This is a genomic window from uncultured Intestinibacter sp., from assembly GCF_902468165.1.
Taxonomy (GTDB): domain Bacteria; phylum Bacillota; class Clostridia; order Peptostreptococcales; family Peptostreptococcaceae; genus Intestinibacter.
Genome location: NZ_CABQXJ010000066.1, coordinates 1 through 18002, shown reverse-complemented (window position 1 = coordinate 18002; position 18002 = coordinate 1). Strand labels below are relative to the sequence as shown.

Sequence of the window (18002 nt, the reverse complement as noted above, 5' to 3'; positions counted from 1 at the left end):
AATAATAATTATATGAATAAAAAATAAAAGGAAATTTGGATATTCATGTAGAATTTATAACAATTAATGATGAGAAAAGGGGGTAATGCGATGGATTCAGTAGCTATAGATTATGAGTTACAAACTACATTACAAAAGCTAGAAAAAAATGAGTTGTTGGATTATGTTTCAGGGGTTATTCAACAACATTATTTAACTAAAAAAAATAAATACTTGCCTATTGAATTTGAAGATGCATACAAAATAAAACAAATATTAAAAACTTGTCAACTTGAAGAAGAAATAGTTTTAAATGAAAAGCAATCTGTAAAACTTTTAGGAGAAATTGCAGAAGTTGGAGAAGAGGGGTATTGTTGTTCGCTTATCACTGGTAAAAATAACAATGTGTGTTTAATTCCTAATTGTGATAGTCCATTAGTATTAGGAGTATCTAATTTAAATCTAAAAAGTAGAATAAAATCTGCGTGCATTTATATGCAGAGATGGGGAAGTGTTTTAGAATTTGTCGACTTATCTGATTGTATAGAAGATAATGAAACAATATACATAGTAAATAAAATATCAAAAATAGGACAAGATGGTTATATATATAGATTATATAGAAATATAGAAAATAACAAAGACATACTTGAAAGAAAGGAACGATTGATAACAGAATTTGATGGTAAAATAATAAATTATTTAAATGAAGAATGGATTGTTATAAATGAAATAAAAAAACAAGATTTATATAATAAAGAAAAGGCAACCAATATACTTCATGATTTTATCCAGGATTTTATAAGATATGTATTCACGATAGATTCAATTGTAAAAAAATACTAATTTTAACTTTTAAAGGCACAATTAAAAAATAGTTATAATATGGTATAATATCTATTTGTAACTACAAAGGGAGGTATTATATCATGAAACATAATTACAAAAGTATTTTAGTAGAATACATAGGACTAATCACAGCATGTATAATAATGTCTGTAGGGCTGAATATGTTTTTAGTGCCACACACTATTGCACCAGGGGGGCTTAGTGGTTTATCTGTTGTAATATCAAAACTTACTGGATTTTCAGTATCTAATATTTTATTTACAATAAGTACACCACTTTTACTTTTCTCTGTAAAAATTTTAGGTAAAAAAGATGCAATAAAGACATTTATAGGAATGGCTATTCTTACAATTATGCTTAAGATAACTGAGCCATTATCAGCAGTAACACCTACTGATAATACGCTTTTAGCAGCTATTTCAGGAGCAATACTTCTTGGGATATCTCTTGGAATATTATTTAGAATAGATGCATCAACTGGAGGAACAGATCTTATAGCGCTTATGCTAAATAGAGTTATACCAAGTATACCAGTATCAAAATGTTTAAGTATGATAGACGGTACAGTTGTAATTTTAGCGGGAATTGCTAATAAGAATTTTGAAACAGGTATTTATTCTGCAATTGCACTTTACATAATAGTAAAGATGATAGATACTATTACTTCAGGATTTGACTATGCAAAGGCGTTCTTTATAATAACTGAGAAAAAAGATATCTTACAAGAGGCTATTATAAGAGATTTAAGTAGAGGTGCTACTATATTAGATGCAAAAGGTGGATACACTAATGAAGATAAAAATGTAATGATTGTTGTTGTAAATCAGAAAAAACAAGAAGTCGCGCTTAAAAAAATGGTTAAAGAACTAGACGAGAAATCGTTTATTATCGTTACTGATGTTTATGAAGTGCTTGGTAAAGGATTTAAATCGATTGATGTTTAAGATTAAGGATGTATGGAGAATTCTCTGTATGGCCTTTTTTAATATAAAAGCGATACAACTTTAATTATATGTAATTTAGGTATAGATAAATCACCATAATAAGGTTATACTAATATATACAAAATAAAAAGTAAATTATTCAAAATAATTTTAATAAGTAAAATCGGAGGCAATATGAAAAGAACAGATTATATCTCATGGGACGAATATTTTATGGGAATATCATTATTATCAGGGATGAGAAGTAAAGACCCATCTACACAAGTTGGGGCTTGTATAGTAGACAGCGACAATAGAATAGTATCAATAGGATACAACGGATTTTTAAATGGATGTAGTGATGAGGATTTCCCTTGGGAAAGAGAAGGTGACTTTTTAAATACTAAATATCCTTATGTCGTTCATGCTGAACAAAATGCTATCTTAAATGCTCGCGGTAAAAACCTAGAAGGATGTAGAATTTATGTAAATCTATTCCCATGTCATGACTGCGCAAGAAATATTATTCAATCTGGAATTAAAAAGGTTTATTACTTAGAAGATAAATACAAAGATACAGATTCGATAAAAGCATCAAAATTCATGTTTGAAAAAGCAAAAGTTGAGTGTATTAGATTAAAACCTAGAACAGATAAGATTGAGATTTCTTTTAAGACACAAGATCAAGAATAGTTTAAACTAAGTATTATAGAATAGATATTTTACATAAATATGTATAAACTTTTTATAAAACTCATTAAAAACACCACAATATGGATGATGGATATCATGTTGTGGTGTTTTTGATTTGTATATAATGTACGTGACTGCATGAATTATTTTTAAGTAGTCAAAATTATAACCTCCGAGAATTTTGAGACTTTAACGAACGTTATGTATAAAAATAAAGTTAAAAATATGGTATTGTTCGGAAATGTAAATGGTTATGAATTTAAATTATTGAAAAACTATACATTAATGTAAATTGATTACTAAGTGCAAAAACTTATTGAAAGTAGTGCAAAAACATATTAAAATAAAGTAAATTAGGGAAAGAAAAATAAAAAAATGCAAAGGGGATGACATAGAAAAGAGGAAAATAAAATAATGATATTAGGAAAAATAATTAGATCAGGAGGCTTAGTTGCATCAGGTGTTTTATTAGGAAGTTTATTGTCTTACAATTCTGAAAAAACAGAAATATTTAGCGGTATAGAATCTTTAAAAACTTCAGCAATAGAAGCTAAGAGTAATGAAGCGAAAATACTTGAACAAAAGAAAAAATTAGAGCAAAGTTTAGCTGATTTAACTACAAATTTAGAAAATGCTAGAGAAAAAATAGAAGTACTAACTATAGAAAGAGATTCATACAAAGAAAGAATCGAAAGATTAGAGGCAGAAGTAAATAGCTTGCTTGCTGAAGGTAGTAAAGAAGATTTAAAAAATGAAATAAAAAAACTTACATCTATTGTTGAAGGACTCGATGCAAAGATAAATGCTCAAGAGATATTAATATCTGATTTAACAAATTCTATAGAAACTAAACAAAATGAAATAGATAGATTAAATGATTTAATAGCGTTTAAAGATAAACTTTATGTACAAACATATATGAAAGCTATAGAATATGAAGAGCAGATTGAAGATTTGAGAGAAATTATAAATTCTAAAGATAAAGTAATTGAAAGATTACAATCAGAATTAGACAAATTACAATCAAATAACAGCAATATAGACAGCGAAAATTCAACATTAAAATCTCAAATAGAGAATTTAAATGAACAAATAAATGCCTTAAATAGAGAAAAATCACAACTTGAATCTACTATTGAGACATTAAACACAATTGTTTCACAATTAAAATCAGATTACGCAAACATGTCAGAAAAATATAATGCTTCACAACAAGAATTAAACGACTTAAGATCAGAAATGAATGATTCTCAAAATGAATCTAATACTTTATTAAATAAAGCTAATGCAGAAATTAAAAAAGCAAACCAAGACCAAAAAGATATATTAGAAGCTATTGAAAATGCAAAAGAAGAAATAGCTAACTATTAATAAATATAGATAGATATAGATATATAAATAAATATAAATAAAAAGGAAAGTGCACCCCTATTGTTGGATTATGTCTGATGATAGGGGTGATTTTTATAATTAAAAAGTAAAATAAGCATAAAATAAGGACAAAATGGCGAAAAAAGTACTATAATGAAAGTGTACAATAATATCAGGGGGTAAAAAAGTGCAAGAAGTATATGATTTTTTAAAAGCTTGTAATACATATTATCTAGCAACTGTAGAAGGAGATCAACCAAGAGTTCGTCCTTTTGGAACAGTAGACATATTTGAGGGGAAACTATACATTCAAACAGGTAAAGTAAAAGACGTATCAAAAGAAATGCAGGCAAATCCTAAAGTAGAAATATGCGCTTTTAACGGCGAAAAATGGATTCGTGTAGCAGGAGAAGTAGTAAGAGATGACAGAGTGGAAGCTAAAGAACATATGCTAGATAGCTATCCAAATTTAAAAACTCTTTATAGAGCTGATGACGAGAATACAGAAGTTCTTTATTTAAAAAATGCAACTGCTACAATATCTTCATTTACTGAGGAAGCTAAAGTTATAAAATTTTAATTAAATCTTTTTAGTATTTTTATTGTTTTACTAGAATATAAATTTCAAAAGGATTAAAAATAACAACTTTTTTACAATAAAAACTCCTTATTTTATATAGGGAGTTTTTTAAAATTCTAAGGAAATTATATATTATCTGATTTGTGGATAATATATAATTTCCAACCTATTAACTTAAGCAACGGACGAAGTCGTTGGCGACATGAGCGAAGCGAATTTTTTATAATTTTATAAAAGGAATCTAAGCAAGAAATACTAATTAGAGTGAGTTTAGTAATGTTTATAAGTGGTTTTATAGTTGCAGGATTAAATTATAGATTTAAGTGGCTTATCTTACCTAGATGGATTATTGTTATTTCAACGATTATATTTTTATTTGCTTATGTATTATATGCAGAGGTTTTAAGAGAGAATGCGTACTTATCGAGAATTGTAGAAATACAAGAAAATCAAAAAGTAATAGATACAGGATTGTATAAGGTTGTAAGGCATCCTATGTATTTATCAACTATTTTATTATTCTTGTCTATGCCATTAGTGCTTGGTTCTTTATTTTCATTTATAATTTTTCTTATATACCCAGTTATTGTAGTAAAAAGAATTAAAAATGAGGAAGAGGTGCTAGAACGAGATTTAGATGGATATTTGGAATATAAAAGTAATATACATAATTTAATTTATAAGAATGCTAATTTTGAAAATGTACAATTTAAAAAAGTATTTTTCATTAGTACAAATATAAAAAATGCTAAAAATTTAAATTTAGATGAAGGTTGTGTATACATAAACTCTTACCCAAATATTGAATTAAATACTGATATTTTAAATGCTATAGATAAATTAAAAAATTGTAGTGAAATATATAATTAAAAAATCACAATAAAATCCATAAATAAAAATAAAGTAAACAAAAAATTAAGTCAAAAAAAGAAGTGAAGAAAACATCTCCACTTCCACGCTCCTATTCATCAGCTTCATACGAATTTCTACGCAAGCTCATCTTCTCGCCAATCTTATCAATATCATATGGTGTATTTTGATAAACTTGATAATTCAACCAATTTCCATAAAATAAATTGGCGTTTGATCTCCATGTATTTATCGGTTCGCTTTTTATATCGCCATTAGGGTAATAATTTTCTGGTATAAGAGGATTCATACCTTTATTGTAATCTCTTATATATTCTTGTTTTAATGTATCTGTATCATATTCTAAATGGCCTGTTACAAATATTCTTCTTCCATCTTTTGTAGACATTATAAATGGGCCTGCTTTTTCTGATTCAGCTAATAGTTCTAGCTCATCAATTTTTAAGACATCTTCTTTTTTGACTTCTGTATGTCTAGAGTGAGGTGCGTAGAACATATCGTTTAGACCTCTTGTCAAAGTTGCATCTGGATTATTTACAGTATGTGCAAATACACCTGATAATTTATCTTTTAATTCGTATTTTGGGATATTATAGTAGTGATATAATGCAGCTTGTGCAGCCCAGCAGATATGTATAGTTGAGAATACATTTTTCTTGCTCCACTCCATAATTTGAACTAATTCGTCCCAATAATCGACCTTTTCAAATTCTAAAAGTTCAACTGGTGCCCCTGTTATTATTAAACCGTCGAATTTTTCATTTTTAATATTTTCAAAATAAGTATAGAATTTATCTAAATGCTCGTTTGAAGTATTTTTACACTCATGGCTTTTTACATTAATCAAAGTGATTTCTACTTGTATAGGTGAATTAGATAAATATCTAAGTAATTGGTTTTCTGTTTGGATTTTAAGAGGCATTAAATTTAGGATTGCTATTTTTAATGGTCTTATATCCTGTTGCATAGATCTTTCTATGTCCATAACGAAAATATTTTCGTTTGATAATACTGAATATGCTGGTAACTCTTTTGGTATTTTAAGTGGCATATCATCTTCCCCCTTTTTTGTTTGACAGGTATATTATACGAAAAATGGCAAAATAATTCCATATTTTGCATAAAAATAAATTTGTATATTCATAAAATTAGAAAAATAAAAGCCTAGATACAATTATTTATATCCAGACTTTTATTCACAACAAATAAGAAACTATATTTATCTTACATACAAGGTAAATATAGTTTAATTAAATTCCAAATAAAGATTTATTTATTTTTGAACAAGTTTTAAGCTATGTTTTTTAGAGCCGAAAAACTCCTTTATAAATATAAAAATAGAAGTCAAAACAACAGAAAACAAACAAGCACTGAGTATTGCGAATTTACAGAGGTTTATAAGCTCAAAATCATATGAGAAAGTCAGCTCACACATAAATATCGACATTGTAAATCCTATTCCAGCTATTAATGAAACTAAAAATATTGAATAAAAATCTAAGCCCTTAGGTTTATTTACTAATTTTAATTTTGAAAATACATATGTAAATAAAGTTATACCGAGTGGTTTTCCTATAGAAAGTCCAAATAATATTCCATAGTACAACCTTTGGCTATTATTTAAATTAGTAGTTATGTCTAAAGATACTCCGCTATTTACAAAGGCAAAAAGAGGTATAACTATAAAATTAGTAAAAGGAGAGAGATTTTCTTGTAGTATTTCTAATACGCTCTTTTTATTTTTATAAGGCTTAGCAGGTACACATATAGCAAGTAATATACCGCTTATGGTTGGATGGACATTGCTACAATTAATCAAATACCATAGTATAAGCCCGCTGAATATATAATAAGGTATATTTTCGATATGAAATACCTTATTTGCAATAATTAATAAAAGCATAACAAGTATAGCTATAAATAAGTAGGTTGTGTTGATATTTTGTGTAAAGAAAACAGCTATTACTACTATTGATATAAGATCATCAACTACTGCTAATGTAAGTAAAAATAATCTAGCCTGAGGGTTTATGTGATTTTTAAATATGTAAAATATACCGACAGCAAAAGCTATGTCAGTTGAAATTGGTATACAAAATCCATTTAAATAATTTGTATTGTGATTAAATAGTATAAATATTATAGCAGGAACTATTACTCCACCAATTGAGCCAATTACGGGAAAAGATGCCTTCTTTATAGAAGATAAATTCCCAAATAAAATATTTTCTTTGATTTCTAGTCCTACATTTAAAAAGAAGAAAAACATCAAAAAGTCGTTTATAAATTCATTTAAGGGAAATTTAAAAAAATGATTATCAAAAATAATCTTATTATAAACACCTTCAAATGAGCTATTGGCGATGCTGAGAGCACTTATAGTACAAACTAAAAGCAACACACTGCTGAGGGCTTCTGACTTCATACTTCTTTTATAACGTTCTAAATTTTTCATAAATAACACCTTCTTATAAGATATCTATTCAAATTTATGATAAAGTGTAGTATTATATGACAAGAATATTGTGAATAAAATCATAAAAATTGGAAATAAATAACTAAGTATTTAAATATTGAGTTATTATCTTTTTTGTAATATAATTCATATACGTAATATTTAAATAATATAAGATTATTAATGAAATGTATTCATTTAAGACTATATATGAAGGAGGAGATTTTTTGACAACTAATAGAATAGTAAAGACAGCGATAGTTGCATCAATTTATGCAGCTTTAACAGTTGGATTAAATCCAATTAGTTATGGAACAGTTCAATTTAGATTATCAGAAGTACTTGTTCTTTTAGCATTTGTAAATGCTGATTATATCGTCGGTTTAACAATAGGATGTTTAATAGCAAACTTATTAGGACCTTATGGTCTTGCTGATATAATATGTGGTACTTTTGCAACATTTGTAAGTGCTTATTTAATCTACATTACGCCTAAGTTTATAAAAAGCAAATATGCTATTTGGGTAGCATCTTTATGGCCAGTACTTATTAATGCACTTATAATAGGACTTATGTTAAATGTATTCTTTAAATACCCACTTATACTTAGTATGCTACAAGTTGGAATAGGTGAATTTGGAGTTGTAACTATTATTGGTGTTCCTTTATTTAAAATTATAAGTTCTAAATACCCATCTATTTTTAATATAAAGGAGGCTTAATGATATGGAAGAAAAATACACAAAAGTAATTTCAGTAGGTGACGAAGCAATAAATTATCTAGAAAATATAAAACAAGATTTAGAAAACAACACGAGCTTTGAAAATATAAAAGTAACTAAAGATGTAGACAAAGAATTCGTAAGAGGTTTACTAGATGGAATAGAAGTTTTATATATGTTATACGATAGTTCAGATAAAGATATAGCTAATATAACTAAAGCGATATCTTTTATGGCTAAAGAAAGAAAAGTATTATGTATAGGTCTTGATATATGCCTAAAAGAAAACAAAGAAGATTTAGGTGTTGATAAAGAATTTAAACTAAACAAATACAACTTAAATACTACTATAGACATGATAAACATCATATGTGAAGCTATGCATGAAGATACTTTAATCTATGTAGATTTAAGTGACTTAAAAGAATTATTCCAAGGTGAAGGGGCAGTTGCTTATTCAGTTGAAGAAATTGAACTTAATCAAAACCCTGCTGACCTTGCAAAAATGCTAGAAGAAGACTTCTACAAAAGTGAAGGTGAACTTACATCTAAAAAAGGTCTTTTACTAGCAGAAAGTAGTCAAGCAGCTGGAAATGATACTTTAATTTACTTACATCAAGTAATAAATGCTCTACAAGATTTAAATGAGTCAAATATAGACGTAGTATTTTCATATAACGAAAAACAAAAAGACACAAAAACTATGAAAATTGCTTATTTAAGAAACTAATAATTAGATAATTATTTAAAATATAAATCCCGCACCAAAAAAATATTATGGTGTGGGATTTTTCCATGAAGATATTATTGACTTATAAATAGTTTTATTATAATATTAATTTTATTGTGTTAAATTTAAATATATATTAAAGAGAGGAAATAAACTAAATGTTACAAGTAACTAATGTAGGACTTAGATTTGGAGATAAAGAATTATATAAAGACGTAAATTTAAAGTTTACTAAAGGAAATTGTTATGGAATAATAGGTGCTAATGGTGCAGGAAAAACTACTTTCCTTAAAATATTAGCTGGAGATATAGAACCAAACACAGGAAGCGTAAGCATAACTGAAAAAGAAAGAATGTCAGTTCTTAGACAGGACCACTTCAAATACGATGAAGATACTGTTTTAGATGTTGTTATGATGGGTCACGCTAGATTATATGAAATAATGAGAGAAAAAGACGCATTATACATGAAAGAAGACTTCACAGAAGAAGATGGTATAAAAGCTGCAGAACTTGAAGGAGAGTTCGCTGAACTTGATGGATGGGATGCAGAAACTAATGCAGAAAAAATATTAATGGGTCTTGGAATAGACAAAGACTTACACTACAAACAAATGAAAGAATTAGAAGGTGGAGAAAAAGTTAAAGTATTACTTGCTCAAGCATTATTTGGTAAGCCAGAAATACTACTTCTTGACGAACCTACTAACCACTTAGATTTCAAATCAATCGAATGGTTAAACAACTTCATAATGGAACTTGAAGATTCTATCGTAATAGTTGTATCACATGATAGACACTTCTTAAACCAAATATGTACTCATATAGTTGACGTTGACTTCGGACAAATCAAAATATACGTAGGTAACTACGATTTCTGGTATGAATCAAGTCAATTAGCACTACAACTTATGAAAGATCAAAACAAAAAAGCTGAAGAAAAAATAGCTCAATTAAAAGAGTTCATCGCAAGATTCAGCTCAAATGCTTCTAAAGCAAAACAAGCGACTTCAAGAAAGAAACAACTTGAAAAATTAGAAGTAACAGAAATACAACCTTCAAGAAGAAGATATCCATACGTTGGATTTACTCCAGAACGTGAAATAGGAAACGAAGTATTAGAAGTTGAAGGATTAACTAAAACTATAGACGGTGTTAAAGTTTTAGACAACGTAACTTTCAGATTAGATAGAGATGATAAAGTTGCTTTCATGGGAGATGAAATGGCTATAACTGCATTATTCAACATAATAATGGGTGTTGATACTCCAGATAGCGGTACATTCAAATGGGGTGTTACAACTTCTCAAAGTTATCTTCCTAAAAACCACAACGACTTCTTTGACGGTGTAGAATATTCATTAGTTGACTGGTTAAGACAATACTCTGAAGAAAAAAGTGAAAGTTTCATAAGAGGATTCTTAGGTAGAATGTTATTCGGTGGAGAAGAAGCATTAAAACAAGCTCATGTTTTATCAGGAGGAGAAAAAGTTAGATGTATGTTCTCTAGACTGATGCTTTCTAACGCTAACGTATTAGTTTTAGACGACCCAACTAACCACTTAGACTTAGAGTCTATAACATCAGTAAATAAAGGGCTAGAAAAATTCCCTGGAGTATTATTATTCTCTTCTCATGACCACGAGATGATACAAACTCTTGCAAACAGAATAATAGAAATAACTCCAAATGGAATAATGGATAGAAAAACTACTTTAGAAGATTATTTAGAAAATAAAGATATACAAGCTCAATTAAAGAAAATGTACGCTTAATATTGAGTAGTTGTATGTAATGTAATATAATATAGAATACCTTTTTTAGATTATCAAGCATTATCTAATGTATGAATAAATTTATATATTAGATAATGTGAAATAATTTTAAAAGAGGTATTCTTTTTTTGTGGAAAAAATTATTCAAAAAATTTAAGTTAGATATTAATATTAATATCTATGATAGCTAAGATATTTTCGTAAATGAGCATCATTGAATTGAAATTATATAAAAATTTTAAATATAAAAAGTAAAATCTACTATAATATTGGTAAGTAGATATAAAGGGGATGATTTATTATGAAAAATAATCTGAAAAATGGAGTTATTATAGGAACGTTAATAGCATCCTTAGGAATTGGTGGTGGAATTTTTATAGCCAATAATAAAAGTAGTGAAAGAACATCAATTAAAAAAACAGAAGATAGTCAAAATACTAATAATACTAATTCAAAAATATATAAAAATCAAGATGAAATATATCATAAAACTAAATCAGATATTTCTATAAACAGTAATAACAATTCAAAAGAAATAAAAAAGGTAAATGAAAATAAAAGTACAACACAAACTAAAACAAATAATTCTAATCATGATTCTTCAACAAAGACAGAAGCAAATAAATCTATCAGTAATAATACAAAACAACAATCAAGTAAATCTAAAAGTAATGTAACAAGTACTAATAATAATATAATAAGATGCAATAGCTGTGGAAAAGTAATGGATGGTGAAGGTAGATATGGATTGTGTGAAACATGTTGGCAAAAAGCAACAAATGACCAAAATAATTATTCAGATAATTATGAAGAACCAGTTGGAGATGAGTGGCAAATAGATCACACTAATCCAGATAGAGTCATGCCACAATTGGAACAAAGTGAAGATTAGAAAAAATTTTATAAAGAAAACTCAGAGTACCTTTTATAAGTGGGTCAAATAGCCTAAATAATATAGTTATGCATACAAGAAAAATACACCTAGTACACATCTAAAAATAAGCTCTTTAAGTTAGACTTTCTATCTTAAGGAGCTTTTTAATAAAGTCATATTAAATTTAAATATATCTTTAACTAAGTATAACCTACATCAAATAATCACTAACACACCCATAGTATTCATAACTATCAAAAGCAGGAACAACAGAGTCGAATTTAATATATATAGAAGAGTTAACAAGCTCAGGATTATTATCAAATAACACACTATCACCATAAATAACAGCCATTATAGCCATTTCAATATGAGATTTAAATATTTTATATCGATTAGCACATTCTTCAAAGTCACAATCCCCTACATATACATAAAAAAGAAGTATAGGTGGCTCATTTTCAGGACAAATCCATTTCCCTAAAACTTCATCACGTAAATCTTGATTTATTGCAGAATAGTTATAAACCTCACCTATATCTAAAAAAAGCATACCCGTTTCATCTGAATGTGTAAGAGTATATTTTCTATCTTCAATTGCCCCATCTTCTGTCGTTGGAGACATAAGCGTTGTTTCAAGTTTGTCTGGAGTAAATTCCATAGTATCACCAACCTTTAATTTTTCATTAATTTATTATATAACTTAACGTAAGAATATGTTCTAAAAGGTTATATCTATGAATATAAAGACACTAGGAATCGTTGTATATGATTATGTAGCAACTTATAAGATTATGTCTAAAAACATAAATAATTTTATACAAAATATCTTAAAGGGGAGGAAAATAAAATGGATCAAGATAAAGATATTTGTTTATTTTGTGGTGAAAAAGTAGATGATGACGACAAAATAGAATGTAGCAATTGCAAAAGTATATATCATAAAAATTGTTTTGAAAAATTAAAAGGTATATGTATGAAGTGTGATAGTGATAATTTAAAAAATGAATATTTTAAAAAAGAGGATAGCAATGACAATATAACAGAAGTAAAAAATACAGATGATAATACTCAAGGTGAGAATAAAAAAACTTATTGTACTAAATGTGGTGAAGTATTAAATGAAGGTCAAATTTTCTGTGGTAAATGCGGCACAAAAATAAATAATACAGAAGATAATATTAAAGAGGAAAAAAAGGATAAATTAAAAGAACAATCTACATCTAAGAAAAATAGGAAGTATATAATTGGACTAATAGCAGCAGCTTTAATTATAATAATAGCAGTTGTTATAAATAATAATATAACAAAACAGCAGCAAGAACAAGAACAAGCAGAGGCAAGAAATGAGTATTTACAGAATGTAGTATTATATGAAGGGACTTTAATAATAGCTGGAAGTAATTTGGAAGATATAGCAGATACAACACAAACATATTGGCATGAGAATATATTTGAAAATAAACATGGAGCTGATATAAATGAAGCAATATTGAATGCATTTGATGATAAAAGTTCAGAAATTTCAGCAGCAAAAGAATATAATGATGATATAAAAAATTTATATACTGAGTTAAAGGATATACCAGAAGGAAGTGAAGATTTATCAGATTTATTAAATATTATAAGTGATACATACAACTCTTATACAGATTTTTATGATTTAGCCATTTATCCAGAAGGCAATTATAATCAATACTCAGAAAATAATAATCAAAGAACAAATGATTTTCTAGACAGTTATAGAGAATTAGAAAATTATATTGAGACAGATAAAGAATTTACTAACCTTGAAAACACATATAAATAATAAACCCATGAAATTTTTAAGTAACGGACGAAGTCGTTGACGCTATGAATGCAGTGAATTTTAAGCAACGGAATCTTTGATTCGTTGGCGCTATGAACGCAGTGAATTTTAAGCAACGGACAAAGTCATTGACTATATAAAATGCTATAAAATAAATGTTAAATTCATGTAAAGAAAGACAGGTTATTTTGTTAAGAACATGTAAAAAACTATTCCATGTGTTAAGGGTAGGTAAAAACTAATCAGAATATATTGAATTTACTGACAATTGGTGTATAATTTAGTTAACAATATAAAATTTAATTAATAAATTGAAGGTCTAATAAACAGTATAAAAGTTATATAGGAGGGAAAGATTATGACTGGTATAGCTTGGGGATTTATGATCGTAGTTTTTGCAATTATTATAGTTACTGCATGTTTGGCATTAAAAACAATTGTCGGTAATCAATAAAAGACTTATATGAAATTCAATTAAGAGTAATTTTTAATTTGTAATTCACCATCCAAACACGTATAAGTGTTAAATAAAATTTAAAGAGGGTATAAATCTTATATTTTAGATTTATACCTTCTTTTATTATATGAATAAGTACTACAAGTATATAAATCAAGTATGGTATTGTTAATTTTACGAAAAAAATAAATTTTATACATAAAAAACACAATCTTATTAATAAAAACATAGTATAATTATATTAAAAAATAAGATGGAGGTATAGTTATGAGAAATTTTGAAAACTATGAAGTTGATGAAAATGAATATATAGAAATACACGACACATATTGTGATGAATGGTCTTTAGATACATATGAAGAAAACGATTTCGAAGTTGATTGTGAAGAGGTTGAGATAGAAGACACATATAAAGAATAAAAGTATTTGATTAAATATTTTATAAAAATAAAATTCATTCCCCTAGATTTATAATAACTGGGGGATTTTTTATTTATTAAAATGCAATCTTATTATTAGAAAAATATAGAAATTTTATGAAAAAATGTATAAAATAATACTTGTGAAAATTAAAAGGAGGGCTTCTATTGAATATTGCTTTAATTGGTTTTGGGGAAGTAGGTAAGTCTTTTGTAAAGCTATTGCAAATAAAAAAACACTTACTGCCTAAAAACATAAAATTAAAATATATAATAAAATCAAATGGGGGTATCTATAATAAAGAAGGTTTAAACATAGATGAAATTGTAAAATATACTAGCTCAAATAATAGTATAGAAAAATATCCTCTATGGTCTAATATTACATTTAAGGATATATTAAAAAACAAAGACGTAGATATATTAATTGAGCTTACAACTACAAATATAATAAATGGACAACCTGGATACACACATATAAAATCTGCTTTAGAAAACAATATAAATGTTATAACTGGGAATAAAGGTCCTATTTTGCTTTACTATAACGAATTAAAAAATATAGCAAATAAAAATAATCTTCACCTAAAAATAGGGTGCACAACAGGGGGAGCACTTCCATCAATCAATATGGGTACGATTGATGTGCTAGGAGCTCAAATAACGGAAATTATAGGGGTTTTAAACGGAACGACGAACTTTATATTAGGCGAAATGGTAAAAGCCAATATAACGTATAAAGAAGCGCTAAAAAGAGCACAAAGTTTAAAAATTGCAGAGAAAGATCCATCACTAGATGTTTTGGGAATTGATACAGCAATTAAAATGGCCATTTTAAGTAAAGTTATATGGGATATAGATTTTGATTTTCAAAAACTAAATATAAAAGGCATAACAGATATTAAATTAAATAATCTATTATTAGAAAATTTTTCTGGCAAAAAGACAAAATTAATAGGGAGAGCTTTCTATTTAAATGGAAATTTTGAATTTGAAGTAGGTCCTATGGTAATAGATAAAGACCATCCACTATATTTTGTAGATGGAAAAAATAAAGGGGTATATTATAAGACAGATATTTTAGGTGATATGACTGTAATTGGAGGGGCATCATCACCACTAAATGCAGCAGCTGCAATATTTAGGGATTTACTGTATATAATTTAGAATAGGAGAATATAAGATGTCGCATATAGTAGCAAAAAAAGAGTATAAAAATTTAGTAGATAGATTAAATAAATTTCCACAAGGGGCACCAGAATCTAAGACATTATATGAAATACTTAATGTTTTATTTACAGAAAGAGAAGCTTACTTAGTATCACAACTTCCAATTGGAGCTTTTAGAGTTAAAACAGCAGCTAGAATTTGGACAATGACGTATGATGAAGCGCTAAAAGTCTTAGACACATTAGCGTCAAGGGCACTTCTTTTGGATATTGAAGATGAAAAAGGTAAAAAATATATTCTACCTCCACCAATGGCGGGATTTATAGAATTTGCTCTTATGAGGACTAGAGGGGATATAGACCAAAAATTATTAGCAGAACTTTATTATCAATATTTAAATGTAGAAGAAGATTTTATAAAAGATTTATTTTATTCAGCAGAGACAAAATTAGGAAGAGTATATGTGCAAGAAGAAGTATTGAGTAATGAAAATCAAGTAGATATACTAGATTTTGAAAGGGCAACACATATAATTGAAACATCAGAGCATATAGCAGTTGGAATGTGTTATTGTAGACACAAGATGCAACATATGGGTATGGCTTGTGATGCACCTATGGATATATGTATGACTTTTGGAAATACTGCAAACTCTCTAATACAAAATAACTATGCAAGGCGAGTTGATTCTGTTGAATGTAAAGAGCTTTTACATCAAGCTTATGAACATAATCTTGTTCAATGTGGTGAGAATGTAAGAGAAGGTGTTACATTTATTTGTAACTGTTGTGGATGTTGTTGTGAGGCACTTTTAGCAGCTAAAAAATTCGGCAATATGCATCCAGTCCAGACAACAGCTTTTTATCCATCGATAAGCGAAAACTCTTGTGTAAAATGCGGAAAATGTGAGAAAGCATGTCCTATAGATGCTATAAGTTTAATTAAAGACGAAAATAATAATAAAAAAGTAGAAATAGATTATGATGTATGTTTAGGATGTGGTGTTTGTGCTAGAAATTGTCATAAAGGAAGTATAATTTTAAAACGAAGAAAAGAAAAAATAATAACTCCATCTAGTTCTGTACATAGAGTAGTTCTTCAAGCTATTGAAAAAGGTACTTTAGTCGATCTTATTTCAGAAACAGAAGCATTTAAAAACCACAGAGTTATGGCATCTATACTTTCTGCAATTTTGAAAATGTCTCCAGTAAAACAGCTTTTAGCAAAGGACCAAGTAAAATCGATTTATCTTGATAGGCTACTTAGAGTAAAATAAAAAATATTGAATTTTAAGATATTATTACTATTCATATAAATTTAATAAATAGATTATAATATGTAAATAAACTATGAAAAAAGGAGACACTATGAGGAATTATGAAAAAAGTAAAATTTATATATAATCCAAACTCAGGAGATAAAAGAATAAAAAATGAAATAGATAATATAATTCGAATATATCAAAAAAATGGTTATAGTGTTGTTCCGTATAGATTGACAAAAGCTCGCCCAAATAGCGAGGCATTTTGGGATATAGAAGATAACTACGACCATATATTATTGTCTGGTGGAGATGGAACAATAGATTTACTTATAAATACAATTAAAGAATTAGGTATAGATATTCCTATAGCAATACTACCTTCAGGGACTGCAAACGACTTTGCAAATGCTATAAATTACCCACACGATGTTAAAAAGTGTATTGAAAAAATAATTTCATCAAAACCTAAATACGTCGATATAGGAAAAATAAACGATAGATATTTTATAAATGTAGCTAGTGCCGGTATGTTTACTGATGTTTCACAAAAAATTAATCCAGATTTTAAAAACACTATCGGAAAAGTCTCTTATTATATAAAGGGAATTGAAGAAGCTTTAAATATGAGACAATTTAAAATTAAAGTAACCTCAGACGAGATGAATTATGATGGCGATATGTATCTTATGCTTGTATTTAATGGAAAAAGTGCGGGAAATATAAATCTAGCTTATAAAGCAGAGATAGATGACGGATACTTAGATGTAATTATTGTAAAGGGGATGCCAATACCAAAGACATTGCCGCTTTTAATAAATATATTAAAAGGAGAACATCTTGAAGGATACAATGAAAATGAAATACTATTTTTCAAGACAAAGAAAGTAACTATTGAATGTGAAGATAAACTTGGAACCGATATAGATGGTGAAAAAGGGCCTGATTTCCCTCTTACAATAGAATGTATTAAAGATGGGATACAACTTTTAGGATACGAATAAAATATGATGAATTATCATATTAAGTGCAACACTTAAAAATGGATAAAAAAATAGCTCATA

The 18002-nt window shown here is 27.5% G+C and carries 18 protein-coding genes; 15 read left to right on the top strand and 3 right to left on the bottom strand.

Features of this window, described 5'->3' with window-relative positions; all coding sequences use genetic code 11:
• Positions 1-90: 90 nt before the first annotated feature.
• The 6 genes from RDX53_RS11080 (at position 91) to RDX53_RS11055 (ending at position 5265) form a co-directional block, all read left to right on the top strand.
• Positions 91-825: a hypothetical protein gene (locus RDX53_RS11080; protein WP_307994159.1), complete on the top strand. Its 735-nt coding sequence runs from the start codon at positions 91-93 to the stop codon at positions 823-825.
• Between the two features lie 83 nt (positions 826-908).
• Entirely contained in the window at positions 909-1772 is an 864-nt protein-coding gene (locus tag RDX53_RS11075; RefSeq protein WP_307994158.1) for a YitT family protein, read from the top strand.
• A 174-nt stretch (positions 1773-1946) separates the two neighbouring features.
• Entirely contained in the window at positions 1947-2444 is a 498-nt protein-coding gene (locus RDX53_RS11070) for a dCMP deaminase family protein (protein WP_195929763.1), read from the top strand.
• 414 nt (positions 2445-2858) lie between these two features.
• Complete coding sequence (locus RDX53_RS11065) at positions 2859-3815, top strand: hypothetical protein (RefSeq protein ID WP_307994157.1); 957 nt, start codon at positions 2859-2861, stop codon at positions 3813-3815.
• A gap of 187 nt (positions 3816-4002) precedes the next feature.
• Positions 4003-4395: a pyridoxamine 5'-phosphate oxidase family protein gene (locus RDX53_RS11060; protein ID WP_307994156.1), complete on the top strand. Its 393-nt coding sequence runs from the start codon at positions 4003-4005 to the stop codon at positions 4393-4395.
• A 264-nt stretch (positions 4396-4659) separates the two neighbouring features.
• Positions 4660-5265 carry an isoprenylcysteine carboxylmethyltransferase family protein gene (locus tag RDX53_RS11055; protein WP_307994155.1) on the top strand — a complete coding sequence of 202 codons (606 nt, stop codon included), beginning with the start codon at positions 4660-4662 and terminating at the stop codon, positions 5263-5265.
• A 91-nt stretch (positions 5266-5356) separates the two neighbouring features.
• Here RDX53_RS11055 and metA read toward each other — a convergent pair whose 3' ends face one another.
• Positions 5357-6316 carry a homoserine O-succinyltransferase gene (gene metA / locus RDX53_RS11050; protein ID WP_295571770.1) on the bottom strand — a complete coding sequence of 320 codons (960 nt, stop codon included), beginning with the start codon at positions 6314-6316 and terminating at the stop codon, positions 5357-5359.
• Between the two features lie 222 nt (positions 6317-6538).
• A complete protein-coding gene (gene nhaA / locus RDX53_RS11045; RefSeq protein WP_295571768.1) occupies positions 6539-7720 on the bottom strand; it encodes a Na+/H+ antiporter NhaA in 1182 nt (393 codons plus the stop codon).
• 227 nt (positions 7721-7947) lie between these two features.
• Between nhaA and RDX53_RS11040 the strand changes: the two genes are divergently transcribed.
• From RDX53_RS11040 to RDX53_RS11025, 4 genes are all read left to right on the top strand, one after another.
• Complete coding sequence (locus RDX53_RS11040; RefSeq protein ID WP_331607233.1) at positions 7948-8442, top strand: QueT transporter family protein; 495 nt, start codon at positions 7948-7950, stop codon at positions 8440-8442.
• A 4-nt stretch (positions 8443-8446) separates the two neighbouring features.
• Complete coding sequence (locus RDX53_RS11035; RefSeq protein ID WP_295571764.1) at positions 8447-9172, top strand: hypothetical protein; 726 nt, start codon at positions 8447-8449, stop codon at positions 9170-9172.
• A gap of 158 nt (positions 9173-9330) precedes the next feature.
• Positions 9331-10947, top strand: a complete 1617-nt coding sequence (locus RDX53_RS11030) for an ABC-F family ATP-binding cassette domain-containing protein (RefSeq protein ID WP_195930264.1) — start codon at positions 9331-9333, stop codon at positions 10945-10947.
• Positions 10948-11248: 301 nt separating this feature from the next.
• The gene (locus tag RDX53_RS11025) at positions 11249-11839 is read left to right on the top strand and encodes a hypothetical protein (protein ID WP_307994153.1); all 591 of its coding nucleotides are present in this window, start codon (positions 11249-11251) and stop codon (positions 11837-11839) included.
• Positions 11840-12032: 193 nt separating this feature from the next.
• Here the strand turns inward: RDX53_RS11025 and RDX53_RS11020 are convergent, their stop codons facing one another.
• The gene (locus tag RDX53_RS11020; protein ID WP_307994152.1) at positions 12033-12482 is read right to left on the bottom strand and encodes a staygreen family protein; all 450 of its coding nucleotides are present in this window, start codon (positions 12480-12482) and stop codon (positions 12033-12035) included.
• Positions 12483-12671: 189 nt separating this feature from the next.
• Between RDX53_RS11020 and RDX53_RS11015 the strand changes: the two genes are divergently transcribed.
• From RDX53_RS11015 to RDX53_RS10995, 5 genes are all read left to right on the top strand, one after another.
• A complete protein-coding gene (locus tag RDX53_RS11015; RefSeq protein ID WP_307994151.1) occupies positions 12672-13631 on the top strand; it encodes a zinc-ribbon domain-containing protein in 960 nt (319 codons plus the stop codon).
• A 724-nt stretch (positions 13632-14355) separates the two neighbouring features.
• The gene (locus RDX53_RS11010) at positions 14356-14508 is read left to right on the top strand and encodes a hypothetical protein (RefSeq protein WP_294355602.1); all 153 of its coding nucleotides are present in this window, start codon (positions 14356-14358) and stop codon (positions 14506-14508) included.
• 167 nt (positions 14509-14675) lie between these two features.
• On the top strand, positions 14676-15674 hold the full coding sequence (locus tag RDX53_RS11005; RefSeq protein WP_307994150.1) for a homoserine dehydrogenase: 999 nt from the start codon (positions 14676-14678) through the stop codon (positions 15672-15674).
• 16 nt (positions 15675-15690) lie between these two features.
• Positions 15691-16953: a 4Fe-4S dicluster domain-containing protein gene (locus RDX53_RS11000; RefSeq protein WP_307994149.1), complete on the top strand. Its 1263-nt coding sequence runs from the start codon at positions 15691-15693 to the stop codon at positions 16951-16953.
• 101 nt (positions 16954-17054) lie between these two features.
• A complete protein-coding gene (locus tag RDX53_RS10995) occupies positions 17055-17942 on the top strand; it encodes a YegS/Rv2252/BmrU family lipid kinase (RefSeq protein ID WP_307994148.1) in 888 nt (295 codons plus the stop codon).
• The last annotated feature ends 60 nt before the right edge of the window (positions 17943-18002 follow it).